The following is a 25838-nucleotide window of genomic DNA, read 5'->3' as shown; positions in this document are numbered from 1 at the left end:
TTTCAACATCATAACACATGGAAAGGACAAATAAAGATATGCAACAGATTAAAGACGAATGGAATCGACAGGGGCGTAAATATGCTACTGATGTCAATGCCATGGTTGAATTTGGTGAAACTAAAGGTTGGGAAAACTGGAAAGGCGAAGAACCTAAGGATGATAGAGGACATTTAGGCGAAGCGATTTTTCAAGGGTTAAAAGCGGCCAATGAGAATAATACAGTGACTCAATTCAGAGAAGATTTTCCGCCTGCGCACACGCCTTTAGTTGAATTAATGAAAGAGAAAGGGCAAAGTATTATGCAGTTACAATTTATAGATGAACAGAAAATTATATTTGTAACAGGAACAGCCTATGAGCAACGACAGACTTACATTCTTAATAATAAGGATATTTTAGAGCTTGATGCTTCTATTAATGCTGTTGGAAAATCGAAACAAAATAATGTATTTGCAATTGCAACAAATAATACGATTAGTACCACACAGGGTTGGGAAGGAGATATTATTGCAACATTCCGTTTAGATAAAGCAAAAGATATTGGAATTACAGAATTGATTCCTTTTAACGACGGACTTAAAGTGCTCTTGGTATCCTCTGACGGAATTTATATTATCTCTAACGATAATGAAAATATGATTCACCCCTTACCAGATCCTGAAGATGACGAGTGGGAACCTTATATGGACATGGAAAATGCAACGCTTTCTAATGACAATAAGTACATTGTAGTTGGCGACCAAGCGTATGACCATAGAGTTTTAGATCATAATGGTAAAGAAATTACAGAAATAGGGACCCAATCTGCGTATCCAGATTTCTGTATGTTCTCTAAAGATGATAAACAGTTAATTACCAATTCGTGTCATTTTTATAACGGGATCACTATTGGTGTTGCGACGTCCGATTTTGAAAATATTAATATTCCGGCTTATGAAGGCGGTGAAGATTGTATCACTATTGAAGATGGAATGCGCGTTTACTGTGGTGTTTCAACCTCAGAATTCTATATACTAGGAGACGCTTTTGGTTATATAAAAGCCGTTGATACCAAAGGGAATTCCATTTGGAAACACTTTTTAGGATCTACAATTACCGGAATGACCATTTCTGATGATGAGAATACGTTGTGGATTGGTGCTGCTTCAGGCATGCTTCATAAATTACAATTAAACAAAGGTCTTAGAGATAATCATACCATTGGGACCGCAAATCATTACGAAGACTTCCGTATGATTTTCTGGAAAGATGAACCCGTTATAAAATGGTAGATCTATAATAAAGATGAATCGAATGTTTGTCATAAAAGTAATGACACTTTATGGTAATATGTAGCAAGAAAAGCACGTTTGTAAAAATGTGTTTTTTTTGTTTTAGACAGTCTTTTTAATAGATTAACCTGAATTCAGTATGTATCAAATTCACTAGTTTCAGGGATAAAATAGAGTGGTGTAAATTCTAATTTTGAATTGTTAAATAAACACATTCAATATGAAAAACTCTTTACTTTATATAGTGCTAATCTTAGTCCTATGTTCTTCTTGCAGTAAAAAAACGTATTCAGCATTATATCAGGATAATTTGGTTTTAGAACCAAATGACACGAAGTACTATTTACCCAAAAACCTATTAAAATTTGAAATTATTTATACACTAAATGAGCCAAGGTATCAAAAAGGAGACGTGAACAGAGTCTTAAAGGTGCAACCAACAAAAATTACGATTGAAGATCCTATCGTTATAACAAAGCTTTCGGTGCCTGATACATCTAGAGTATTTGTAATACAAGGGAAACAACTGTCGGATGCACGTTTTGTAGATATGGAGTTAGATTCAGAAAACGCTGCTTTAGAAAAAATAACAAATACGTCTGTTGAAAACAAGGGTAGTAAAACACATGATTATTCGTCATTTACAACGTCTCATTTGGAAACGAAAATGTATGATGCAGTCACGGAATTAAAGAATAAATTACCTGAAATAGTATCTAAAAAAGAAGCAGAACGCTCTTTAAAAACTATGTCATTCTATAAAAGTCAATTAAAAATCCTGAATGAAGATTTTCAACCTTATATTAAACAGTATAAGGTAAGATATACTGTAGTTATCGATCCGTTACAGCTCTATTATGAAGACGGAAATTGGTCTAGTATTGAAGGGGATAATATATACCATTCTATTTTTCCAGAACATATTTTTGAAGATAAAGGTGATTTAACTGATATCGTAACAGTAAAAATAACAAAGCCTAAACGGTCGTCATTAGATGAATTGTTAAACAAAGAACCTGTAGAAGGTATTATTTATCGAAATAACTCTCCGTTAAATATAGAAATAGCATTAAATGATTATACCATTTCAAAAGAGACCTTCTCATTGACTCAATCGGAAACATTTAAAACCATCTCTGCTAAGCGATTTGAAACTGAAGAACCGACATCAATATTGTTGTTTAAACCAAAGTCATCTACAAATATTGCAGATGCTATTCCTGACTTTCTAGAAAGTGTAGAGTTTTTAGATTTTGATTCTGATAAAATCAGCGAAGTGTCGCAAACAGCTATTAAAAATAAATATGAAGAGAAATTAAAAAGTATCGACTCGCTCATTCAAAGTCTTAAAGCGCATAAAGCAACCTTGTAAAGCTTCTCATATTACAATATCACTGAAATCCGTTACTTAAAAACACAAGGAAAGTTTAATCTTTGTTAGTGTACTTAACAATAACTTAAACCTGTTGTTATTTAATATATTCAAAATGAAAATAACAGAAGATACGCTCAAAAAAGATCCACGAAGTGAAGATTGTTATAGAACAACAATTGAATTAGATCAGAAAAAAATTGATATCAGCCTTAATTTAGAAGACATTAGTTTAGAGGAAATGATTGCTTTAGGAAATTCATTTTTTGAAGGTTTTGAAGATAAAAAGAACAAAGCCACAGATGAAATCGTAAGTGCATTTTACAAAAATTATAATGAAAACTGGGCAGATGAAGATAATGGATATCCTGAATTAAGCAAGCAAGAATTCAGAGAGAAGTTAACAATAACAGCGATTCATTTTTACGCCAAAGATTTGATAGATGTCATTTATAATGAAGATGGAATGTTCGGGAATCATTATTTAATTGCACAATCTTACGATGGTAAAACTTTTGACGATAGCACAATGTTTGGATAAAAAACACAAAAAATGACTGTAGAAGACCTAAAAAATAAAATATCTAAACCGATTACCAAATTTACCACAGGCGGCTTTAGACCAAAAAATACCATTGAAGAAAGTTGGATTGGTAAAGTCTTTGCTTATCACGACGATGAAGACATTCCGTTAGATAAAAACGGAGATCAAATGTTTCCGTTGGCGCAATTTTACCTTCCTAATTTGCCTTACGTTCATCCAAGTCTTAAGGATACCAAACTCATCACCGTTTTTGTTTCTGCAGAATGGCCAGAATGTTTTGAAGATATGGGAGACCGTTGGGTAATAAGAGAATATAGCAGCTTAGAAAATATTCAAATTAAAAACCTAGAAAATTCAGACTCGTTTATAAATGCTTTTCCGTTACACGCAGAATTAGACGACAATGATTTCCCGTTATGGGATGGTGGCGGTTTATCTCTAGAGGATGAAGCCGAAATTTTAAAGCTAGAAAACGAAGGAGTTATCGACGATTATTTTGATATCACAGATCATATTTACGATCATAAAATTGGTGGTTATCCCTCTTTTTGTCAATCTGGTATAGGAGATGCTGATGGTTTTGGAGAAGGCTTTCAGTTTGTGTTTCAAATTGTATCAGATTATAAGGCAAATTTCAACGTGGTCGATGGAGGCAGTTTAATGTTCGCCAAAAATAACGACACCAACCAATGGAGTTTGTATTACGACTTTTATTAAATCACGATAATTAAACTTAAAAAAAATAAAACAATGAGTCAAGACAACAATATCGTTTTTGCTAAACAAAACGAAAAAATGAAAGCAGCTTATCTCAAAGCACAAGACACGTTTAACTATTTCTGGAGAGAACTATATTGGGAAGCAAAACGTGTGGTTCCTGCACATAATTTAGCGTTGGTAAAGATTCCTTTTCAACAAATGGCTGAAGGTGAAGATCAACCTACTGTAGAACATATGTGGATTAGCGAAATAGCTTTTGATGGGGAACATATTACTGGTGTTTTAATGAATTCACCTAACCTATTAACCAATGTTGCAGAAGGCGATACGGTTACCAGAAAAGTTTCAGAAATATCAGATTGGATGTTAGCTATAGACCGCAAAACGTATGGCGGTTATACCATTCAAGTCTTACGTTCTGATATGACGGAGGAAGCAAGAAAGCAACACGATGAGGCTTGGGGACTAGATTTTGGAGACCCTAACAATATTCTCGTAGCTTATCAGCAGGAAGACAAGGAAGAGAACCTTATTGAACACCCAATGAGCAAAGTAATGGAACAACCTGCTAGAGACTATTTTGAAGCTAATCTAGATGTTGTAAAAGCTGCAGATAAAAATGGAGTCACGAGATTACACACAGAAACTATTGCTGGAAATAAAATAGCTGTAGACATTTTATTAGAATTAGGTGCCGATAAAAACTTAAAGACCAACACAGGAAAAACAGCTTTAGACTTTGCAACAGCTTTAAATTGGGAGCATATTATTCCTGTTTTAAAATAATGTAACGCATTCTTTTTAAAATGAAAACCACATTTACATACATTTTATTAGTGATTCTATCCCTACTTGCATTTTCTTCGTTGTTTTTTAGCTGTCAGGAAGATGCAAGCATGGATTTAGTTTTTGATAAAAAAATTATACACGGCGACCTTGTTTTTCGCTCTGTAAATACGGGTACTTTAGACGCAACACATTTTAATGAGTTTGGGGTTATCGAAAAATCTTTAGGTAAATTATATGTCTGGGATAACCAGAATACCATGAGAAAAAGTTTTCAAGACTGGGTAAAAGAAGGAAATGGTGGGCATATTAAAGTTTATAGTATAAAATCTTCAGATTTTTATATCAATACGTTAAAACTACAAAATGGATCTTATGATCATGTAATGAATTCCGATGTATTAGAATTTATAACTGAAAAAACAATAGAATGAATAACACTGTAGACAGATACATTTCTGGATTAAAAAACGCTTATTATAATGCTGAGGGCAAAGCCATTTGGGATCATTTTGAAAGCGTAAAACACGGTGCATCTCAAGAAAATTTAGATGAATTGAAAGCAGATTGTCCTGCGATTCCTGAGGCATTAATTCATCTATTACAGTATGTAGATGGCACGTATTGGAGAACCTATGGCGATGACGATATAGCGTTAACCTTATTGGGTTCAGATCTGTTTAAACTTGATTATTATTTATTGTCGTCTCAGCAAATTTTAGTTAACCAAGGTGATGCACCCTATAATTTTCAAGATTATTTATATGAAGGATATGATGGTGTAGACATCGATGAAAAACTCTTAAAACACGCAAAAGACCTTGATTGGCTACATTTTGCAAATTGCACAAATAACGGCGGAACCTCTCAGCTTTATATAGACTATAGTCCTTCTGATAAAGGAAAAATGGGCCAAATCGTAAGGTATCTTCACGATCCAAACGAATTTGAAGTGATTGCAGATAGTTTTGAAACCTATTTACAAATGCTAATCGATAATAAATTTTCTTTTATTCGAGAAGGTTCTTTAGAATAGAATAATCTTTAACCAAGTCATAAAATGAATTTAGAAAACGCCATCACACAAATTGAAAACTTCCAAGTTAATGACGACATGGAAAATGAAAACTAAACTAAAATTATGATACTCGCTTTTGATACTTATTATTACGACGGAAAAGCCAAAACCATAGCGGTAAGTTTTAACGATTGGGAAGACGACGTACCAATAAAAATTTACACTGATATTATTGAAGGTGTAGAACCGTACGAACCTGGTTCCTTTTATAAGCGCGAATTGCCGTGTGTTTTAAGTCTGCTTAAGCAAGTGAATTTAGATGAGGTGGAATTAATTATCGTTGATGGTTACGTGATTCTAGAAGAAAAACATTTAGGCTTAGGTGGCTATTTGTACCAAGCTTTAGACCATAAAATTCCGGTTGTTGGAATTGCGAAATCTGAGTTTGTATCTAAAACGTCTGTATTTAAGGAAGTCTGTCGTGGCGAAAGTAAAAAACCATTGTATGTGACCTCTATTGGTACAGATAGAGATGAGGTTTGCAACGCCATAGAACGTATGCACGGTAAATACCGAATGCCAACATTACTACAGATTGTAGACACTAAAACAAAAGAAAATACGAAGAACTAATATTAAAAAAAATATAATTATGAGTACAGATTTTATTATAGAAAGCATTGATCTTGCTGAGAACTTGTTTAGAAAAAATTATAGAGATTTTATTTCAGAAAAACCGAGAACAGTTACCGTAGAAGATGAAGATTTTAAACTATTTAGTTTTGAGAAGATGATTTCCTTAACAAACATCGATGGTATGGAAGTGAGTGAAGCTCGTGCCTTAAGAGCTCATGCCATTACATTAAATGATATTATGGGATCTACGATGTACGACCAAAAAGGAAAACAATGGTCTACTTTAATGTTATCTGCGAGCATCACTATTGGTAAAAATTCAGAAGGGGATTTGTTATTTGTTGACAGACACGATGGTAAAACACTTTATATTTTTCGTCACGATGATGGAGGTTTATTTAAAACCAAAATGACGTTACACAAATTAATTAAAGCCTATTCAGCAGAATAAGCCTTAGGAATAAAATCCTTTTACTCAACTTAAGAAAGTCCAATAACGCCATGTCATTGGACTTTTTGATGTATTAATACTTAACAGCTTTCACAACAGTGTGATTACTAAACCCTAATAGTTCTTTAAGGGAGATTTTATTTATGATACTAAATACCTGATGCGTCTTATAGTTTGAAGTAGTCTTTTTACAAAATATTTTGCCTATTAAGGGTTTCTTAAAAAGCCTTAAATTATTATAAAGTAACGTTAAGACCGACGTTTTAATTGTTGGTATATAATATAACTTATAAGTTTGAGTAAATCTTATAAAATAATTACTATGATTAAATCACTGAAAAACAAAAGTTTATTTCTATTCGCCTTTATTGTGGGATCGATGAGTCTTTTTGCTCAAGAACAAGACGTTACTGATAAGGAATTGGGACAATTTGCTGATGCCTTTACAGAGGTTCAAATTCAAAATCAGAAATCCCAACAGAAAATGATAGCCGTAATTAAAGAGGAAGGTCTAGAGGTAGAGCGCTTTAATGAAATTCAACAGGCGGTTATGGATCCAAATAAAGAATCGGATGCTACGGAAGCTGAAAAAGAAAAGCATGGAAATGCAACAAGTAAATTAGAAAAAATGCAACCTGAAATTGAAAAAGAGGTTATTGCGAGTATAGAGTCTACAGGAATTTCTATAAATGATTACGAGTCTCTAGCAGCAAAAATTCAACAAGATCAAGGTCTTCAACAGCGATTACAAGCTATTATTGTAAAACGTCAAGGCGATAAGTCTTAAGCTTATGAAATATAACAGAAATTAGTTGTAATTTTTGTTATAATATAAAAGCCAAGTTTCTTCAGAAGAAAGAAACTTGGCTTTTATATTTTTAGGTAAGGCAATATTAAATTATCATAACATATATAAAGAATATTTTAATTTGCTTTTCTATTAGTCCTGAAATTATTCGGTATATCTTAAAAACAAATGTTTTTTATTTTTGATGATATCTGCTAATTTTTCAAACTCTGATTGGGTGGTGTTATACAATTTTGCTAAGTCAATTACCAATGCTTTTAATTCATTGTCTTTTAAGGGTTCATTTCTAATAAACCCTAAAAAGGAAGCGCCTATACCAAAAAGTTCAAAATTGTAGGTGTCAAAGAGGTGTTTTGATAACGCATAATTTTCAAAAGGACTAAAGTCGGCATCAAAATATCCATTCGGAAAGCCAGTAAGGCCTTCGTATGGTTTTTCAACAGGAAGAATTTTCAGGATAATTTGTTGGTCTAAAAAAGCCAATGGAGATTCGTTAATGTTTTCTAAATCTAAAACATCGTCATCAGAATTGTCTATGCCTTTTTCACAAACGGTTTTAAAATCAATACCTTTTGTTTGTTTTAAAAAGTTTTCTCTGATAATGAAATATTCTGATGGTGTAGAAAGATGCCCCAAATGCTCGTTATCTTCATCATAACAAGCTTCATCGAGTCCAGATAAATCATAACCGTCTGTATCTAGCAGAGAATTGTAATCACAAGCATGACCGCTAGTATATTCGGCTTGACCTAAATCATCAAGCGTTAGGATTATGGTTTTGTCAGGATGATTTTGTTTATAGGTTTGATAAACGTCCATAAGTTCTTCGTACGACTTTATGTTTTCGATTAAAAAACTGTCAAATAATTTTTCTTGGTAAGGCTCTCGAGTTCTAATTAATTTTTCTATTTTCATAGTTGTGGTTTAAATACTAAATAGCATCAAAAATTATACATTTGCTTCTTTACTGAATTCTTTTTTCAACTCCGTATAACCTGGCGTTATTAAGTTGTTGTATTTTTTTGGATTCATATTATATCCATCAAAACCAGAGATGTAATATTTTAGTTCTTTCAGTTTTAGTTTCTGGAAGTATTCTGGCACGGCATTTTCAAACTTACAACCATCAATATCTAAGCGTTCTAAATGAGGTAAATCGGCTATCCAAGTTGGTAAATCCACAAAGTTATTTCCGCCTAAGGATAAGGTTTTTAAAGTGGTCATATGCTGAATGAATTCTGGCAACACTTTAAATTTATGGTTGATTAAAAACTCGGTTAATTTTAATTCTGAAATACTTTCCGGAATACTATTTACCTCGTCACTAATGCCTCTAAAACTTAATTTTTTCAAGGCTTTAAACTGATTTAATTTTGAGTAGCCTTCCATTCCAAATTGATAACTCAAAGCAATATAAATCGATTCTAAAACAGGTGCTTCTAAAGTTTCAAGACTTTCAAAAGTGGTATAACTTAAATCTAAAGCTTTTAAATTCGGCAACGTTACTTTAGGAAACCTAGTTGAAACGTCATAATGTGCCATATTTAAGCCCTCTAAATTGGGCATATTTTTAATAATAGATTCTAAGTTGTCTCCCTTATAAAAATCTAATTTAAAATATTTTAATTTCGGAGCAGGTAAGCTCGTTAATGTTGCCAGACTAGCTTCATTATTATCTAAATGTAAATGTTCTAAGTTTGTGCAATAGTGAAGTGCATCTTTAAAATGACCGGTATTTGTATAAGCTTTTAGTGTGGTTAATAGTTTCGGTTTTGGTAAGTATTGCGTTAAATCTTCTTGCGTATTTTCGCATTCATTAATACCCGAAAAATGAAGCGATTTAGTTATTAAGTTGTTAAATAAAACCTTAGGTTCTTCAATTGCTAAATTCCCAAAATAAGCCTGTTCTGTTTCAAGTAATTTTTCAGCAGGAACATATGCTTTAATATCAAATAGGTATAATTCTTTAATTTTTGAAGGTAAATTAGCAGCATTCAATACCAATTCACGACAGCTAGTAAAACTTAAATACTCTAAATGTTCTAGGTCTTTTAAACCTTCAGGAATACTATCTATACTGGCGCCGTACATTTTTAAATAGCGTAATTGCGTACATTTTTCAATATCTTGAAACAAGGTTTCCATATGAATTCCTTGATGAATATCGATAGCTTTAAGTGTTGTTAATTGTCCGAAACCGAGTGTGACTTCAGAAAAATCTGTGATATATTGAATTATTATTTTTTCTAAAGAGGTAAAACGTTCAGGATGAGATAATACGTAATTTAAGGTTTTAGTATCTCTAACTAATAATTCAGTATTTGGAATGACCGTATTTCCTGGTACAATTTGTAAACTATCATCTAAAGTGATGTATTCGCTATTCTTGGTAAAAATTTGATTGTCTTCAATGGTTTTAATTAATGGAACTGCTTTAAACTTAAGCACAAAAAGCTTTTCTAATTGATTGAATCCGCTAGGGATTTCAATAAGATTTGGACATTTAAATAAGTTGAATTTTTCAAGATTTACTAGGGAAGAAATACTAGCAGGAAGATTTGTTAAATGTTCTAATCTTATAAAGTCTAATTCTTTTAAACTTGTAGGAAGTTGTAATTGAGAAGTGTCTTTTAAATTGACGACGTAGAAGCCTAATTCTTCTAGTTTTGTGAGTTTTTCTAGCTGAAGCGACGCTTGGAAATCTGTTTCTATGTCGCTTAATTCTAGTTCTTTTATGTTTTTTAAAGACCAAAACGATTCAGGAAATGTAGCGAGTTTTGGTAATTCTAGAGTCACACTTTCTAGCAGTTGTAAATTTCCTATGGAAACGGGTAATGCTTGGTAATCGCCTTTAATGTCTAAAGCCGTTAAAGAGGTAATCTCACAAATTTCTTTTGGTAAACCGTTAGTAAATACATTAGCTATTTTTAGTCTGGTAATACCGTTTAACCTTGAAATAAGATCGGGTTGCTTTTCTAGTATTTCTGCAATATTTTTTGTTCTGATAGAAAGCAAAGAAAATTGAAAGGCGTTGTAGATTTTACCTATAGGAAATAAAGGGTCTTTTAGTCCGTATTTAAGTAAGGTCTCTAAGATTTCTCCTGAATTTTCACCATCTGCAGGCAATTTATTACGGGTTTTAAAAGCTGCAATAATCTCTGCTGTACCGTATTGCTCTATAGTTTCAGTAATTTCTGCAACAATGATTTCATCTCTAGACGTTTTACCAACAGCAAAAAGCTCATATAAATAAGCTTTTGGATAATTGGGTTGCGTCTGTAGTTGCTTGTAATATTGGTTAAGGTTAGAAAGGTTTAGAATCATTGTGTAAAGTTATAATCTAAAGCGTTAGTTATCCTTGGGTTAAAAAGAATTTAAGTAATGTAAAAAGATATTAAGCCGACATACGGTTAATTGCTTCCATACGTTTTAAAATAATAGGCACAAACAACGCGAATTTAGCATTAAATTCTTCTTGAGTTTTAGCCGTGTTAAGGTTTTTACCCATAGTTACCCAGGTAGCAAACAAAGCATCTTCAAAATTTGCCCCATTGGTATCTGTATTTAAAGCTTTAATAAGATTGAAATTTTCATCTTGGTTGTAAAATCCTGATGCATTCACAATGTCGAAGACGAGCTCAAAAATGCTTCTTGTATCTAAAAGTTCGTTGATTTTAACTTCGGTTTCCTTAGAAGCGCTCACCGACTCAAAAACATCTACCATTAAATTTTGTACTCTACCGTTAATACTGAAATCTAGATTTTTCAATTGTTGTGTGTTTAAGGTTTAAAATAATTACCGATGCTTGTGCATCGGTAATTATGGTTTTAATAAATTCTAAAAATTATAGGGGAATATGCCCTACAATACTACCATCTTTTACAATAAAAAATGAATTTGTAATAGGTGCGTTACCAAAACTATCATCTTGCCAAGTATGGTTGTGCAAAAAAGCAAACTTATTAATAGTGTCTTCATCTGCTTGTCTAGAAATAATAGTCATACAAGTTCTTCTAGGGATAGATACTAGTAATTCTTCAGCGTCTAACATGGCATGTGCTTTTAGCATATGCGTTCTAGAAAGAATGGCTTCACTAGAAAAGTCGTTTCCGTTAGCACCAACGGCTTTATTATCTAATGCACCAACAAATTCTAATCCTGGATCGCAGTTTTCTAAATTGGTGAAGGCTTCTTGCGTAATTTGCTTAGCATCCATAGTTTCTAAATGCTGTTTGGTTAAAAACACAAAGTTGTCAGGTGTATCCATACCGTAACCAATTACAACTTCAGCACCATCTTCAGACGGAATTAAAATTGAACTCAATGCGCCTGCTTTTAACCCAACCCAGTCGCCAGGTTTTAAAATAGGATAAATCTTTTTATCGCTATTTTCAGTTTGCTCTACTATTTTAGCTATTTCTTCAGGTGTTTTTTCTGGTCCGTGAATGGTATTACTCATAATATTGAATGTTTTTTGTTTCATACAAAATTAGAGCAACACTTCTTTTTTTTTATCACTGTTTTCAGCCATTATGAGATTTAGTGGTTTATCTAAACAGGATGTTTTTATTTAATTTATTGAAAAAGAAAAGCTGTTCTTATTCGTAAGAACAGCTTAATTATATCTGACAATTAGCATGTTTGGTGCTGACAATATTTACGGACAGTCTAATGACGAAATTAAAAACAGGCCATCTTTATTTTTACTTATTGCCACACTGCGTGTGATGCCTACTCTTTTAAATAGGTATTGGTTGTCTTTCTTTTCTATAAACTTAGGCATGAGAATAAAATTTCCTTTTGAAGTGATATCAATTTTAGGATTATGCACAGGTAATTGGTGATAGACTTCATGCAATCTCATGTCTTTATATAGATACGTGTTCTCAAAACAATCATTAAAATCGGTATAGGTATGAACGATATGCTCATAGGTGGTTATATCTTCCTCAATTTCAAAAGGCTTATTGTTAAAATTTTCAATTCTTTTATCCGTTGTTTTATGTATTAGTTTTCCTTTAAAATCAGGAATAAAAACGCTATCGTATACCTGTTCTAATTGAGGTCTAAAAGTTGTCAAGTCTGAACTGTGAATAAAGCCAGAACAGCCTTGATGTTTTACTTTAATAAAATGTCCATGAAGTCGAAAGCCTTCACCAATGTGTATGGATTGTTTGGTTTCAAGAATGTGCTCTGCAACAATTTTATCTCCAACGGTTATGCGTTTTATCAATTTTGAATCTAACGCAGGTTTATCGTAAAGTTGCGCTCCAAAAACATTGATGACAAAGAAGGTGTTTTTGTCACTTTTCTCTTTTGAAGAATTATCCGTTGTCGTTTCAAGACCTGCGCTTTTCATTGTTTTAATATTCTAAATACATAATATGATTAGGATTGCTATGCGTCTCCGATATTTTAAAATCAAAAGCGCCTACAATTTTAAAGCCCATGTTCTGATAAAATTTTACAGCCTTTTGGTTTTCTGTCCAAACCGCAAGCCAAATGCCATTCTGATGCTGTTTTTTTGATAGTTCAATAGTAAATTGAAACAATTTAGCACCTAATTGTTTGCCCTGAAACGCTTCTAAAATGTACAACCTATCAAACTTAGAAATATTTGGATCTGTTATGTTTTTGTTGGTAGTATCTAAATCAATTTTTGAAAATCCAGCTATATTACCATCGCTATAAATAAGATGATAATGTACATTATTGTTTTCAAACTCTTTTAAAATAGCTGTTTTGTTATACGTTCTAGAAATATAATTCTGTATATCATCTTTAGAAGCACTATGCCCATGAGATTCTAAAAAGGTCTGTTGTCCTAATGTCACAATTATATCGGAATGTGAGGGGTTTGCTTTTATAATTTCAACCATTGTAATGTGTTTTACTTCGCTCTACTGAAGGTCTTTTTTGAATATTTAATTTCAGATATAAAGAAAGGTATTCTCATGGATAAGAATACCTTTTTTAACATATAAATCGAGTAGGGGATTAGTCTACTTTGTAAACTAATTTCATAGTAATAGAAGCTGTTTTTTCTCTAGAACTGGTGTTTAACGTACCACCCCAAGAATAATCTTCGCCTGAATTTTGTCCTGTAATTTGAAAGATTCCCATTTTAGCCGATTCTAAATCGCTCAATTCGCCTCCTGAAAACTCTGCAATTTTTTCGGCACGTAATCTTGCGTCTTCTGTCGCTTTAGAAATCATTTCAATTTTAAGATCAGCTAATTTGGTGTAATAATAGCGTGGTGCTTGCGAATAGAACTGAACACCTTGATTTAATAATTCGGTGATCTCTCTAGAGACTTTCTCTATTTTATCGACGTCTTCAGATTTAATTTCTAAAGACTGGGTTAATTCATAACCTACAAATTCCTCGCCTGCATAATCACCATTAATAGTGTATAATTGCTTGGTTTTTTGTCGGGTTTGTACAGCAGAATAGACAATCTCTTCAGATGGAATTCCTTTCTTTTCTAAATAGGTATTTATAATACTTTTATTCTCTTCTAGAGAGATATAAGCTTGTTTTAAATCTATACTTGTAGAACCAAAACTCCCTTCCCAAACAATTAAATCGGAAGAGAAATCTGTTTTTCCTAGGCCTGTAACTTGAATCTCACCGTCTTTTTTATTTCGGTCGGTATAGGCTTTTCCTAAGAAAATGGAAGATGCAACGATGGCTATTCCGAAAATAATGGCGTTTGAATAGTTTTTCATGATGTTTATATTTTGAATTTGTTTATTTAATGGTTGTGATTTTATCTGTATTTAAAGTTTTAAGTTCAATAGTTTTGGAATCTTTAGATTGAAACGTGCCGTATCCGGAAACCTGTTTTGTGTATAGGGAATGCTCATCACCAATAGATAATCCAGCTTCGACATCAAATTGAAAATTAGCCTTTTGAAATGTGAATGTTTTGTCATCTCGGTTTATGGTAACATCTTCTGGTTTTAGAGTGACGTTCCATAAGCTCGAAGCATAATTCCCCAAATTGGTAGTGGCTAATAATGCTGCCCAAACCGAATGGTAATTCGTGATTTGTTCTGCTAAGTCATGTTGAAGGAATTCCATAGCTACAATTTACCAATAGGTGCCGACTAGAAATGTAAGTCTTATAAATGCAATGACACTTTCTGATGTTAATTTTAAAGGTGCATTTAAATCGGTGACTTCTTCGTCATCTACAAAAACCACGAATAGGCCATCTTTAAAAGCGAGTAAGACATTATCTATAGCTTGTTGATGATTAGCAAGCGTTGTATTGGTAATCTCTCCAAAATCGACTTTCCCCCTTTGGGCTTGTTCTTGTATTTCGGCTGGACTTAAAAATCCGATGACGTTTACTTCGGTTCGTTTTTTATTATACGCCTCGACTTGATGGTTAACACAGCCAATTAATAATTCTTCTAGATTTTTAGGGTGCGATTCTAAAGTAAAAGGCACTTCTTTTACTTTTTTCTTTCCTAGTCTTTTAAGTTGTAATGTCAGTTCCATTGGTATCCGGATTTTTTTTGCGTTAGGGATTGCCGTGGAAAGCCCACAGTGCGATAGCACGAGGACTTGCAACAGAAAGCCCGACCTCGCCTAAGCGAGGTAACGCCCTAATACTAGTATTAACTATTAATTTGTGCCAAAATGGTTGGATCTTGGATTTTATTGTCTTCTGCAAGTAATTTCATTTTAGAAATAATTTCTGCCGATTTTGGATCTTCGTCCACAAATGGCAAGAACATACGTCCGCGATGCTGACTGTGCACCGGAATGATGGATAATGCCAATCCGTTTTTGCTCACTAAACCACTACCTAAATGAATGGTATACTCGCCTAAAGTTCCTTTTATAAAAATATGACGCTCTTTAACCGTGATATTTGGAAGCTTGAATAATTGAGCAGAAGCTTTGGCTAGCGCTCCACGCATTTCCATTGTACTATGACTGGCTTCTGGGTCTACACCACCAACGTGCGCAACACTAACCACCAAATCGATATCGCGCATAATTTCGCTAAAAATTACTGGCGGAATCTCTGTAAGTGGAATGTTTTTGTAGCTGTCTATGGAATGAAATTGAATCACTTCTAAGGTTGGAGCCTCTGTGTCTGATGGTGAAAACCAATCTGCCATCGCGTACATTGTGGCAATAAAACCTTGCTTATGATATACTTTTTGTAAGCCGTCTTCCATACTCACCGTCCAACCACGACCACGTAATAAAGCAATCGTTTTTTTAGGCTGAATTTGATGTCCTTGGTAACGCTCAGACCTGTTACTATGCTCACGCTCATCATTAGTGATTAAATACAACTCTCTAAAAATTTGTTTAAAGGGTTGGGTAATGCGCTCTGCAAACACATATTTTTGATACAAGTCCCAAGCCACTGATTGGTGTAGATGAGAGGCGTGTGCAATAAGCAACACATCGTCTTCTGCCAATACTTGTACTTTACCATCGGTATCTACCAAGGCGCCATTGTTGTAAAAACCGGAAATTTCTTTTTCTGGCACATACAATACTAAGTTTTGCAACATGGCTTTTACAATAGGGTGTTGCATTAACTCGTGAATTTCTTTAGCTGCAAATTCATCTTCATTAACCATTGCGTTTTCTAAGGATAAACGCGTTCTGCTGTATTGTTTAGATAGGTAGTTTTTATTTTCTTTTAAAGCTACCACTTGCTTGTCTTTACGCAGTTTTGCTGGTATGTTTTTTAAAGTTTTACCGGCTTTGGTCACTTTAATTGTGGTTTTACCTAAGTCTGTAATACCAAGTTCTATAACTGTTTCATCTATAGTGACTACCGCGTTTTCCATAATGGCTTGTGTGGCTTTGGCCTCCATTGCCCAACTGAAACGCACGCGGTCTTTATACCCTGCATTACGAGATAAATTGTCTAATGCAATTTCTACAGCGGTAGCTTCACTTTCTTGACGTTGCGCCCCAAATTGTTTGCTTTCTTTTAAAAAGGTTTGCAATAGGTTGTAACGTTTTAATAAATCTTTTTCTGGTACGGTTTTACTTAACGGAATTAAACCTAAAGCGCGAACGTAATCTTTATCACGTTTGTCTTTAATTTTCTTTAGTGTTTCGGTGATTTTAACTTCACCAAGCATCACGCTAGAATAGAGTTTTACTTGTCTATGCCCATTACCATCGGTAATATATTTGGCGGCATCGTGAAGCAGTTTCCAATTGGTTTTTCCTAAGTTTTTGTACACTTTATTAAACCAATCGATATCTATGGCACCAAGTGCAAAGTCGTTTTTAGGAATGTTAGAATAACGCGCGATAATGGTTTCTTTTTCGCTATTCATATATTCTGAAGCGTGCGCTTGAAACCACCAAACGGCATTTTCTAGATTGTCAATTTTTAAATATTCGCCTACAACATTGGCCCATTGTGTGGCGTAACACGCTAACTCTATCAAGCGTTTTTTACTTACTTTAGAAGCATCGGCTAGTTTGGCAAAATCGGCATAAGATTCTGTATCTTTAAAAGCCGTTCGTTTAAGAATTGTACTGAATTTAGATTTTTTACTGTCGCCATAATAACTATAACCACGCTCAAACGTATCTTTTCCTAAACGTTCTAAAATACGAAACACATAATCTACTCCTTCTACACGATGAATACTACTAATATAGCCTGAAGCCGGTGTTGCTAAATCACCACGTTCTAATTCTGTTTCTAAAAGGTTGGTTTTTAAAGGTAGAAAAACGTGTTTTGGGATGCTATTACGTTTTAATCCTTTATTAAAGTTCATTCTGTAATAAAAACCACCATCGATAATGCTCATTATAGAATGATTGTTCAGCGATTGGAATAATAAATCGTCATCATTAATTAAACCGGCTTTGTATAATTTTAGGGTAATTTCTACCTCTGGAAACTTTAACGTTCTCTTATTGATATTCTCTTGGGTAAGCACTTTAATGGTAGTGGCCTCACTAGGATGTTCCATATTTTGAGCCGATAAATACATTTGAATTGCCCAATATTTATACAGTTGCTCGTTAGTTAGTTGCTCTAGATTATCTAAACCAAAATTAGGTGTATTTGCTTGTACTATGCTTGTCCAATTATAAGTTACGGTACTGTAATAGCTACTTTTCTCTTGATATTGGGTGAGTTTGTATTTTTCTGGAAAATTAGCAATCATATCCTCATATAGCTTAAATTTAAAATCACCCACCATTTTATCATCTGCGAATGCTCTAAACAAACGCTTTAGAATTTTGTTGTAGGTTTTAGATTTAGAATAATAACTTTGTGTTTCTCCTAAATTTAAACCAGACAAATCTGGATAATATTGCTGTAAATAAGGCTGAAGAATCGTGTAGGCTCCAAAAGGGGCTTCTCTGTTATTGATGTAGCGAATGACCGAATACATTTCAAAATCGTTAAGCTCGCTTTTTTCGTACCAAGAAATCCAGAGTTCGGCTAGAGGTAAACTATGCAGTTGTTCTAAAGCTGTAGCATCTTCCCCTAAGTTTTTCATATCGTGAATCCCTTTGTTAAGGTACGTGGTACGCATTTCACCATCGTAGGCTAACATTTGATATTCGTGATTGCGATGTTCTGTAACTAAATTGATTAACTGATTGACTTGAGTCACAATTTTCTTTACATCAATAAAATCTTTGAATTTAAACCCAGAAGCCTCTGAAGTGGAAATTCCTAGCTTATCAAAAATATTGGTCTTGGTTTTAAAATGTGACTGTGGGATGTAAAGTGGAGATAAATTATCATAATCTATAGCCCCAAAACCGTTAGTGTAATTATATTCTTCTGTGTTGTCAGAAAATTTATCGAGATAAACTTGCTCGTTTTTAGTGATTTTAGGTCGCTGTTTATAAAGTGCTATTTGCTCTTCTGTAAAATTAGACTGTCTGTTATTATCGTGTAAAATCGTTAAAATTTCTAAAGCGGCTATACGTTGTTCTATGTTTTTAGCCTGAACTAAATTAGTGGTGCTATGACGTAAAGTATCTACAGGTAAGTTTATTAATAACTGTATTAGCGAAGTCCGTAACATTTTACTTTTTCGCCTTAATAAATCTTCAATAATCTCTAACTCGGTATCGTACAAGTGCATTTTAAAGAACAGGCTTAATCCCGTAGCCATTACCAGTTCGTTCCTGTTGTAAATGGCACGTCTTGCTAAAGCACGTTTCCAAGAATTCTTATCGTAATTTAATTCTACTTTGTGCTTTATTTGTTCTTTGTTGTAGTATAACGAATAGCTGTAGTTTTTAGGAAATACCTTTCTAAAATAAGCCTCTCTAAATTCTGAAGGAAAGTCTTCAAAATCAGGTGCCATTAATTCTAATTGTGCTTCTGTAGCACTATTCATTATAAAATTGAAGAAATAGTCTGACCTTGGGATAAAACTCCACCACGAGAATATTTTACTTTCGTAAACCTTTCCTTTATCTGAAGCATTTTTAGCGACAGTAAGTAATTTTTCAAACGTAGTATCATCTAAAGACGTTTCTGGTAAGTTTACCGCCATCCAATGGTCTAAGGCGTAATCTTTTCCAATATTCTCTATAAAATAAGGTACTAGCGCATCGTTTGTTTTATCAGTTTGACTCATAAAATACAACGCGAGTATCTTTTTATTTCGGTCGTCGTTGTCAAATACAATGTCTAATGCTTTTCTATTGGCTGTATCTACATCTAAAATACCAATGGCCCAAAGCCCAACAAGCACTTCAATATTATCTTTACTTTTTAAATAAGTATCTACTTCTTTTAAGTTAAAAATTAAAGATTGCGCAAGGGTTAATATGCGATTGATAAGCGCTTTTTTAGGCGTTTCCCAATTCAAATTAAACCAGGTACAAACCGCTCTATTCACACTACTAAAACGGGCTAGATCATTATCTATAATAACCTGTAACATATATTTAAACGCAGCAAGGCTACAGCTATCTAAAGCTTCTATTATGGTTTGGCGTAAACCTTCTTGACGTTGCGCTGCAAGTAGTAATTTGGCAACCATTTCCCAATGTTTCTCCTCTTCAGAATACAACAAGGCCTTGATAATATCTGAACTTACGCCACCAATCTCGTCTTCTCCTTGAATAATATCATCTAGTAAGGCGTCAAATGCGCCTTCGGCATTGTGTAAAACAATGGCTAGAAAAAGGTCTTGGTTACCAGAAAAATACGTGTTGTATTGAAATTGTTCTACTAAAGATAAGCCACCAAATCCCATTCTGCTGGAATTCAGAAATGCTCTAAAACTGACTATTTTTTTGTGTATAACATCTTCGCCATCTCGCGATCTAAAGGCTTGCCTGTTATAAGAATCTTGATACGGTAAGGTGTTTATAAAATCCCACATTGCTGCTAAATATGGCGCTTGAATAACACCGTATAATTGCATTCCTAAACGCATTCCTTCTGGTGTGGTCCAAGGATTTATATTAAAAGGATCTTCAAAGGCGGCAATAAAATCGTGCTGATTATAATAGACGTGTTTCTCTTTTTCTATACCAGCGAGCACTTTTGCTAAAACACGATAAGGCTCAGAATACGCACGAAATTCAAACCGGTCTACGGCTGGTTTTGCGTGTTGCTCCAAGTGTTTTCTAGCATCTTCTATAGGGATCATATCTCTTAAATATTTTTAACTATGGTCATTAACAATGATTTGTCTTTTTCTAAACAAACCGAATTACTGTTGGCAAGGTAAAAGAAATCTGTTTGTTTAAACTCACGGTATTTAGTGATTTTTATAAAGGCTTTTTTTTAGGTTTCAAATATCACAGAATACAGTGACAAAACACAGCTACATTTAAAATAGGTTTGTAACATAAAATTAAACGGCCTTATGATACTTGCTAAACACGAATTTGGTTTCAACCTTTATAAAGACGAAACATCTTTTGAAAAAATTAAAGGATGTGACAATTACCCAGAAGATTTTTATTACGAGATTTTTGTACTTGCAAAATCTACTAAAAATAAACAGATTAGAACCGAATGTGCCAATATCATAAAAAAACAAGCACCAGAAGCTTTACAACTCGCCTTTAAGAGTCGAAAAAAAATAACGACAATACAAGATTCTCAATCTTTTAATAAAAAACTGATTGCTATATTAGAGTACGGCGTACTTTCAGAAGACTTAGACCTTTGTAAACTATACACACTTGTTTGTAAACGTTTAACGCTTTCGCTTGAATATAGAAGTAAAGAAGTTATTGAACTTTTCATAGAAACACCAAGGCTTTTAAGTCAGTTTAATGGCATTAAAGAATTAACAATTAGCACTTCTAGACAGAAAGAAGGTTTTAGTAACGTTGTAAACAACATAACGCAACTTTCGTCATTAGAGAAACTTGAACTAGAGATTGATTATAAATACATACCAGAAGAACTGGAACGGTTAGTTAACTTAAAAGAGTTTATACTAGCAGCACCTAATTTGGTATGGATTCCCGTAGGAATAACCAAGTTAAAAACACTTAAAAAGTTGGAGTTTAGGGGGAGTTTTTCTTTTGGTAATGACGAGCCTAATCCTAACATAGTTAACTTTACTTGGCTTAAAGAATTGACAAGTTTAAAGCATTTAAAAATAGGTTCTTTTGCAGTACAAGACCTCTCTGGTGTAGAGCTTCCGGCAAGTTTAAAAGAATTAGAGCTTTTTAGGTTAAAAAATCTAACCGCTTTACCAGAAACACTTGGTCACTTACCCAAACTAAAAAAAATAAGGCTAAGTGGTATGAGGGAGCTAGAACACTTTCCTGCATCTGTTAGTGAATTTAAAACCTTAGAGGTTTTAGAAGTTATTCATTTATCTAAATTAAAAAAAGTTCCTGCATCTTTTATTTTTGGACCAAATATTAAACGTTTACTAGGTTTCCATACAGAGTTTATGCCTTACGGTGAAACACCTGTAACTAAGCTAAAAAGAATCGATTTCACTCATCCAGAGCTTCTTAGTTTTGTATTAGATAATGCCTTGTCTTTTACTAATTTAAAAGAGATAGAAATTAATTGTGATGCACCAAAAAGAAGAAGTGCACATACGCTTTCTGCATTTAAAAAACTTAAAAATCTTAAGTATAGATTAGCACATCATTTAGAATGGGTTTTAGAGGGTGTTCACGAATGTAAAAAGCTAGAAGACGTTCTTATTCTCGGAATATACGATGCGACTAATGCCAAAATGACAAATGCTGATGTTGCTAATTTCCCTCAAGCATTTTCTAGAATAAAGCATTTGCAAACCTTAAGAGTGCACCGTGCAAAAGCACTAGTTTTAAATACAGATTATTTACCTATAAAGACAGATAGTCTTACCATTACAGATATAAAAGTCATTGAGCCAGGTGTTGAAGATTTTGAGGTAAATCATATAAAAGTAATAGATACACCTATTACCGCATTGCAAAAATTTTACTCGGTAATACGTGCTAAAAAAATGAAGTTAGGCGATGAAAATAGAGTTAAAAATGAGATTCTAGATTTTGATAATTTCAAAGCCCCTGAAAACATTAAAAATTTCATATTTAATAGTAATGTAAAAGGCTTAGATAAGGCATTAAAAGCACTTTGTAATTTACAATCACTAACCATTGATTTTAATAAAGATAATGCCGAACAAAACAATGGTTTAACCGCCTATACGCACCATAATTTAAAAAACTTAACCATTAAAAATTTTAATGGTAACACTAGTGTTATTAAATTATTATTAGAGCATACGCCTCATCTAGAATTTTTAGAAATTTACGATTGTGTAGGACTTGCCGACTTACCTAAAGTTACTTTAAACAAACTAAAAACACTGAAATTATTTTATAGCGATGATATACAGTCTATAGAAAACTTAACAGTGCCCAACATAGAACTTTTTAAAGTTTTATCGTGTGACAATTTTGGTTACGATGCTATGGTTACGGCATCGCATTGGAAAACGCTTAAGTTTCTTTGGTTAGAACACATTAGTAAAGATCTTGAAACCTACCCAGAGACCATTGCAGACTTAAATTTAGACACCTTTTTTATTGATGGATTTTTAACTAAAAGACAAATACCAAAATGGATAGGCAGAATGAAATCCTTACGAGTTTTAGGAATAGAACAGTTTTATTATTGTCCATTACCGGAAGAATTAGCCGAATTAACCCAATTAAAAATAATGAGTATCAGAGGCTGTGATTTTACAGAACAAGTATCTGATAAATTTAAGAATCTGAATTTAGAGGATTTAATTTACAGGTATTCAAAATTTAATGGAAACAATATGAAATCCTCTAAATTTTACGCATTAGCTGGAAATAAAATATTAAAAGAGGATTTTGATAACAGAGATGAAAAATATAATCTGTACTGTTAAAGAAATTAAAGCACAACCTACCGCAATTCAAAAAAACTGTTTCAAAAAGAAATTTATACTTTAAAAATTAACGATTACTATGACAAAACCAGTAGAAACACCTGTTTTCAAGTTTTATACAATGGATGAATATTATGAAGACATTAAAAAGTGTAAAAACTTTCCAGAGGATTTTTATTATGAAATTTTTGTGATTGCAAAAGCAACCTCAGATAAAAAAAATAGAACAGAGTGTGCTAACATCATAAAAAAACAAGCCCCAAAAGCTTTGCAATTAGCTTTTAAAAGTCGAAAAAAAATAACACAAAAAGGAAAGCGCGTCGCTAGAATGATTTCTATTTTAGAATATGGATTGCTATCTGAAGACTTAGACCTTCTTAAACTATATAACCTAATTGGTGGAGGAACAAAACTATGGTTTTTTCATTCTTCGATAGATTTTTTAGATCGCTTGTTAGAACATCCACATATATTAAGACGATTTAACGGCGTAAAAAGTTTAGAAATCCATTTAAAACGACAAGGCAATAAATATGATAGTATTATTAAAGAGATATCAAAATTAACGTCTTTAGAAGAAATAGATCTAGAAGGTGATTATGAACAGCTACCAGAAGATTTTGGTAATTTATCAAATTTAAAAAAACTAAAGCTTGTTGCGCCTTCTTTAAAAAAGTTTCCAAGCACAATGTCTCAGTTAACAGCCTTAAAAAAAGTACGTATAGAAGGTGATTATTGGATAGGAAAAATTATTCCTAATATGAATCTAACCGATTTTAATTGGCTTACAAACCTTACTGAATTAAAAGTATTCAAACTACGTTATGTAGGCGTGCAAGACCTGTCTCAAGTCGTGTTTCCTGCATCTTTAAAACGTATAGAATTGTTTGGCTTAAATGAATTAACAGCCTTGCCTAAAGATGTTAGTCATTTAAAGCAACTAAAACGGTTTATGTTGCTATCTAAAAGTATAATGAGATTATCAAATGGTTTTGAAGATTTACCCCAATTAGAACATTTTGAGCTTATAGCACCTCAGATAGATACCATATCAGCGGCATTGTTTTTTGGAGATGCGTCCAAACCTAAATTGGTCACTAAAATTGGTAATAGCGAAATTAATATTGCGCCAATGACAGAAGTAAGTCTGCGAGAATCTATAGAAATAGATTCGCCCAAACTACTTAATTTTATGTTAGATAATGCGTCGTTTTTCCCTAATTTAAAGACGATAACAGTAGATTGTGAAGCACCAGAAGTTCCGCATAAAACAGCATTAGCTGTATTTAAAAATTTAACAACGCTTCATTACAAACTAGAACATAAACTAGATTGGCTTTTTGAAGGGATTGAGCAATGCACAAAGCTAAAAAATGTAGTATTGTACAGATTTAAAGAGTGGCATACTAAAGATATAAAATTAGCTGTTAGAATTTTTCCTAATCTGTTTTCAAAAATAGCGCAGTTAGAAAACCTGACCATTAAAAATGCGAGTGCATTAGTTGTTGACACCGACCATTTACCTAAACAAATTACCAATTTAACGATTTCTGAAATTAAAGGCATAAAAGCAGGAACAGAACAGTTGGATGTGTTTCAATTGGAAATTAAAGCAACACCAATTCTTAATTTACAGGAATTTTATACGGTTGTTAGTGCTGCTAAATTTGATTTAGGACATAGAAATGATGATGTAAATAATGTGTTGGATTTTGAAACCGTCAGGCATCCAGAAAAAATTGAATCGTTTGATTTTACCAGTGATGTGAGTCAATTAGGAAGTTTACTTAAAAACTTCGTGAATTTAAAAACGCTCACGATTACGTTTAAGAAAGACAATCCAGAACATAACAATGCATTAACCGCTTTTAAACACACCAATTTAAAAGTATTACGAATTGATGATTATAACGGAACTACTGAAGCCTTAGAACGTTTATTAACACACACGCCAAACCTTGAATTTTTAGGGATATTTGAAGCCAAAGGCTTTGATGCTTTTCCTACGGTAACTTTACCGAAGCTTAAAAAAATAAGAATGCAAAGTGTCGCGCTTAAAACCATAGACAATCTAAATGTTGATACTATTGAAGCAGTGAAACTGATACATTGTAATAACATCAGTGATGAAAGTATTGAAGCAATATCGCGTTGGAAAACTTTAAAACACCTTTGGTTAGAAGGCTTAGATGAAAATGGAGCTATATACCCTGAATCGATTTCTGAGTTAAATTTAGAAACGCTTTTTATCAGAGCACATCATAAAGAGGAAAAAATACCAACTTGGATTGCCAATCTAAAAAATCTACGTGTTTTAGGAATAAACAATTTTAAACAAGTTGTTTTACCGGTAGAACTAGCATCATTAACACAACTTGAAGTGTTAAGTATTAGCGGTTGTGAATTTTCTGAAAAGGTATCCGAAGACTTTAGAAACCTTAACCTACAAAAATTAGTGTATTGGACCTCTAAATTTAATGGTAGCAATATGAAATCTGAACTCTATGAACCTTTAGAACATAAATTAGTGTCTCAACGTAATTTTGATGATATAGATAGTGAAGTACCTTTTAGGGTATAAACGGGAATAGAAATTAATAAGTAATTACTTTGTAAAAAAAAACTCCTCTTTATTTTTAAAGAGGAGTTTTTAGTAATTATTTTTTAGATTCCGCTACAGAAACCTTACGGAATTCTTTTAAAAGCTTTTCTAAAGCTAAAGAAGCTTTTCTAGCTCGTGTACCTGCAGCTTTATTTCCACTTTCTAATTGTGAATCTGCATCAGAGTTAAAAGATTCGTAAGTACTTTGGATATTTTCAATAAGTTCTTTCATAAGTTTTGTTTTAAATTATAGTGGGGAGAGC

At 33.0% G+C, this 25838-nt stretch carries 23 protein-coding genes; 12 read left to right on the top strand and 11 right to left on the bottom strand.

The window, feature by feature from the left end; translation table 11 throughout:
• Positions 1 to 17: 17 nt before the first annotated feature.
• From K1X16_RS16570 to K1X16_RS16525, 10 genes are all read left to right on the top strand, one after another.
• Positions 18 to 1274 carry a hypothetical protein gene (locus tag K1X16_RS16570; protein ID WP_225037210.1) on the top strand — a complete coding sequence of 419 codons (1257 nt, stop codon included), beginning with the start codon at positions 18 to 20 and terminating at the stop codon, positions 1272 to 1274.
• A gap of 220 nt (positions 1275 to 1494) precedes the next feature.
• Entirely contained in the window at positions 1495 to 2646 is a 1152-nt protein-coding gene (locus K1X16_RS16565; protein WP_225037209.1) for a hypothetical protein, read from the top strand.
• Between the two features lie 115 nt (positions 2647 to 2761).
• On the top strand, positions 2762 to 3187 hold the full coding sequence (locus K1X16_RS16560; RefSeq protein WP_225037208.1) for a DUF2262 domain-containing protein: 426 nt from the start codon (positions 2762 to 2764) through the stop codon (positions 3185 to 3187).
• Between the two features lie 12 nt (positions 3188 to 3199).
• Positions 3200 to 3907 carry a DUF1963 domain-containing protein gene (locus K1X16_RS16555; protein ID WP_225037207.1) on the top strand — a complete coding sequence of 236 codons (708 nt, stop codon included), beginning with the start codon at positions 3200 to 3202 and terminating at the stop codon, positions 3905 to 3907.
• Positions 3908 to 3940: 33 nt separating this feature from the next.
• Positions 3941 to 4696 carry a DUF2314 domain-containing protein gene (locus tag K1X16_RS16550; protein WP_225037206.1) on the top strand — a complete coding sequence of 252 codons (756 nt, stop codon included), beginning with the start codon at positions 3941 to 3943 and terminating at the stop codon, positions 4694 to 4696.
• Positions 4697 to 4806: 110 nt separating this feature from the next.
• A complete protein-coding gene (locus K1X16_RS16545; protein WP_225037205.1) occupies positions 4807 to 5130 on the top strand; it encodes a hypothetical protein in 324 nt (107 codons plus the stop codon).
• Positions 5127 to 5732, top strand: coding sequence for an SMI1/KNR4 family protein (locus K1X16_RS16540; RefSeq protein ID WP_225037204.1), 606 nt, complete (start codon positions 5127 to 5129; stop codon positions 5730 to 5732). The genes K1X16_RS16545 and K1X16_RS16540 overlap by 4 nt, the downstream gene beginning before the upstream one ends.
• 105 nt (positions 5733 to 5837) lie before the next feature.
• The gene (locus K1X16_RS16535; RefSeq protein ID WP_225037203.1) at positions 5838 to 6347 is read left to right on the top strand and encodes an endonuclease V; all 510 of its coding nucleotides are present in this window, start codon (positions 5838 to 5840) and stop codon (positions 6345 to 6347) included.
• Positions 6348 to 6366: 19 nt separating this feature from the next.
• Complete coding sequence (locus K1X16_RS16530; protein ID WP_225037202.1) at positions 6367 to 6801, top strand: hypothetical protein; 435 nt, start codon at positions 6367 to 6369, stop codon at positions 6799 to 6801.
• Between the two features lie 322 nt (positions 6802 to 7123).
• Positions 7124 to 7588 (top strand): DUF4168 domain-containing protein, encoded by a 465-nt coding sequence (locus K1X16_RS16525; protein WP_225037201.1) that lies wholly within the window; start codon positions 7124 to 7126, stop codon positions 7586 to 7588.
• A 165-nt stretch (positions 7589 to 7753) separates the two neighbouring features.
• On the opposite strand, the gene K1X16_RS16520 is transcribed toward K1X16_RS16525, so the two are convergent.
• The 10 genes from K1X16_RS16520 to K1X16_RS16475 form a co-directional block, all read right to left on the bottom strand.
• On the bottom strand, positions 7754 to 8524 hold the full coding sequence (locus tag K1X16_RS16520) for a hypothetical protein (protein WP_225037200.1): 771 nt from the start codon (positions 8522 to 8524) through the stop codon (positions 7754 to 7756).
• 33 nt (positions 8525 to 8557) lie between these two features.
• A complete protein-coding gene (locus K1X16_RS16515) occupies positions 8558 to 10933 on the bottom strand; it encodes a hypothetical protein (protein WP_225037199.1) in 2376 nt (791 codons plus the stop codon).
• A 70-nt stretch (positions 10934 to 11003) separates the two neighbouring features.
• Positions 11004 to 11378, bottom strand: coding sequence for a hypothetical protein (locus K1X16_RS16510; protein ID WP_225037198.1), 375 nt, complete (start codon positions 11376 to 11378; stop codon positions 11004 to 11006).
• A 76-nt stretch (positions 11379 to 11454) separates the two neighbouring features.
• A complete protein-coding gene (locus K1X16_RS16505) occupies positions 11455 to 12069 on the bottom strand; it encodes a DUF1444 family protein (RefSeq protein ID WP_225037197.1) in 615 nt (204 codons plus the stop codon).
• 198 nt (positions 12070 to 12267) lie between these two features.
• On the bottom strand, positions 12268 to 12969 hold the full coding sequence (locus tag K1X16_RS16500; RefSeq protein WP_225037196.1) for a hypothetical protein: 702 nt from the start codon (positions 12967 to 12969) through the stop codon (positions 12268 to 12270).
• Positions 12970 to 12973: 4 nt separating this feature from the next.
• Positions 12974 to 13489, bottom strand: a complete 516-nt coding sequence (locus K1X16_RS16495) for a GNAT family N-acetyltransferase (protein WP_225037195.1) — start codon at positions 13487 to 13489, stop codon at positions 12974 to 12976.
• 118 nt (positions 13490 to 13607) lie between these two features.
• Entirely contained in the window at positions 13608 to 14339 is a 732-nt protein-coding gene (locus tag K1X16_RS16490; RefSeq protein ID WP_225037194.1) for an SIMPL domain-containing protein, read from the bottom strand.
• A gap of 22 nt (positions 14340 to 14361) precedes the next feature.
• Positions 14362 to 14694, bottom strand: coding sequence for a hypothetical protein (locus K1X16_RS16485; RefSeq protein ID WP_225037193.1), 333 nt, complete (start codon positions 14692 to 14694; stop codon positions 14362 to 14364).
• Positions 14695 to 14703: 9 nt separating this feature from the next.
• The gene (locus K1X16_RS16480; protein WP_225037192.1) at positions 14704 to 15117 is read right to left on the bottom strand and encodes a hypothetical protein; all 414 of its coding nucleotides are present in this window, start codon (positions 15115 to 15117) and stop codon (positions 14704 to 14706) included.
• Positions 15118 to 15236: 119 nt separating this feature from the next.
• Positions 15237 to 20240: a DUF4132 domain-containing protein gene (locus K1X16_RS16475; RefSeq protein WP_225037191.1), complete on the bottom strand. Its 5004-nt coding sequence runs from the start codon at positions 20238 to 20240 to the stop codon at positions 15237 to 15239.
• Positions 20241 to 20459: 219 nt separating this feature from the next.
• Here K1X16_RS16475 and K1X16_RS16470 point away from each other — a divergent pair, with 219 nt between their 5' ends.
• Complete coding sequence (locus K1X16_RS16470; RefSeq protein ID WP_225037190.1) at positions 20460 to 22973, top strand: hypothetical protein; 2514 nt, start codon at positions 20460 to 20462, stop codon at positions 22971 to 22973.
• A gap of 79 nt (positions 22974 to 23052) precedes the next feature.
• Positions 23053 to 25554, top strand: coding sequence for a hypothetical protein (locus K1X16_RS16465; RefSeq protein WP_225037189.1), 2502 nt, complete (start codon positions 23053 to 23055; stop codon positions 25552 to 25554).
• 76 nt (positions 25555 to 25630) lie between these two features.
• On the opposite strand, the gene K1X16_RS16460 is transcribed toward K1X16_RS16465, so the two are convergent.
• Positions 25631 to 25807, bottom strand: coding sequence for a histone H1 (locus K1X16_RS16460; protein WP_195871274.1), 177 nt, complete (start codon positions 25805 to 25807; stop codon positions 25631 to 25633).
• Positions 25808 to 25838 lie beyond the last annotated feature (31 nt).

Origin of the sequence: Winogradskyella sp. SM1960, from assembly GCF_020179375.1 — a bacterium.
Classification (GTDB): domain Bacteria; phylum Bacteroidota; class Bacteroidia; order Flavobacteriales; family Flavobacteriaceae; genus Winogradskyella; species Winogradskyella marina.
This window is presented reverse-complemented; position numbering and strand designations above follow the sequence as displayed.

Excerpts from the sequence above, each read along its gene's own strand:
- K1X16_RS16480 (WP_225037192.1), bottom strand. The coding sequence starts at position 15,117 with ATGGAACTGACATTACAACTTAAAAGACTAGGAAAGAAAAAAGTAAAA.
- K1X16_RS16520 (WP_225037200.1), bottom strand. The coding sequence starts at position 8,524 with ATGAAAATAGAAAAATTAATTAGAACTCGAGAGCCTTACCAAGAAAAA.
- K1X16_RS16525 (WP_225037201.1), top strand. The coding sequence starts at position 7,124 with ATGATTAAATCACTGAAAAACAAAAGTTTATTTCTATTCGCCTTTATT.
- K1X16_RS16555 (WP_225037207.1), top strand. The coding sequence starts at position 3,200 with ATGACTGTAGAAGACCTAAAAAATAAAATATCTAAACCGATTACCAAA.
- K1X16_RS16530 (WP_225037202.1), top strand. The coding sequence starts at position 6,367 with ATGAGTACAGATTTTATTATAGAAAGCATTGATCTTGCTGAGAACTTG.
- K1X16_RS16550 (WP_225037206.1), top strand. The coding sequence starts at position 3,941 with ATGAGTCAAGACAACAATATCGTTTTTGCTAAACAAAACGAAAAAATG.
- K1X16_RS16515 (WP_225037199.1), bottom strand. The coding sequence starts at position 10,933 with ATGATTCTAAACCTTTCTAACCTTAACCAATATTACAAGCAACTACAG.
- K1X16_RS16540 (WP_225037204.1), top strand. The coding sequence starts at position 5,127 with ATGAATAACACTGTAGACAGATACATTTCTGGATTAAAAAACGCTTAT.
- K1X16_RS16475 (WP_225037191.1), bottom strand. The coding sequence starts at position 20,240 with ATGATCCCTATAGAAGATGCTAGAAAACACTTGGAGCAACACGCAAAA.
- K1X16_RS16560 (WP_225037208.1), top strand. The coding sequence starts at position 2,762 with ATGAAAATAACAGAAGATACGCTCAAAAAAGATCCACGAAGTGAAGAT.
- K1X16_RS16565 (WP_225037209.1), top strand. The coding sequence starts at position 1,495 with ATGAAAAACTCTTTACTTTATATAGTGCTAATCTTAGTCCTATGTTCT.
- K1X16_RS16505 (WP_225037197.1), bottom strand. The coding sequence starts at position 12,069 with ATGAGTAATACCATTCACGGACCAGAAAAAACACCTGAAGAAATAGCT.
- K1X16_RS16485 (WP_225037193.1), bottom strand. The coding sequence starts at position 14,694 with ATGGAATTCCTTCAACATGACTTAGCAGAACAAATCACGAATTACCAT.
- K1X16_RS16545 (WP_225037205.1), top strand. The coding sequence starts at position 4,807 with ATGGATTTAGTTTTTGATAAAAAAATTATACACGGCGACCTTGTTTTT.
- K1X16_RS16460 (WP_195871274.1), bottom strand. The coding sequence starts at position 25,807 with ATGAAAGAACTTATTGAAAATATCCAAAGTACTTACGAATCTTTTAAC.
- K1X16_RS16535 (WP_225037203.1), top strand. The coding sequence starts at position 5,838 with ATGATACTCGCTTTTGATACTTATTATTACGACGGAAAAGCCAAAACC.
- K1X16_RS16465 (WP_225037189.1), top strand. The coding sequence starts at position 23,053 with ATGACAAAACCAGTAGAAACACCTGTTTTCAAGTTTTATACAATGGAT.
- K1X16_RS16500 (WP_225037196.1), bottom strand. The coding sequence starts at position 12,969 with ATGAAAAGCGCAGGTCTTGAAACGACAACGGATAATTCTTCAAAAGAG.
- K1X16_RS16490 (WP_225037194.1), bottom strand. The coding sequence starts at position 14,339 with ATGAAAAACTATTCAAACGCCATTATTTTCGGAATAGCCATCGTTGCA.
- K1X16_RS16495 (WP_225037195.1), bottom strand. The coding sequence starts at position 13,489 with ATGGTTGAAATTATAAAAGCAAACCCCTCACATTCCGATATAATTGTG.
- K1X16_RS16470 (WP_225037190.1), top strand. The coding sequence starts at position 20,460 with ATGATACTTGCTAAACACGAATTTGGTTTCAACCTTTATAAAGACGAA.
- K1X16_RS16570 (WP_225037210.1), top strand. The coding sequence starts at position 18 with ATGGAAAGGACAAATAAAGATATGCAACAGATTAAAGACGAATGGAAT.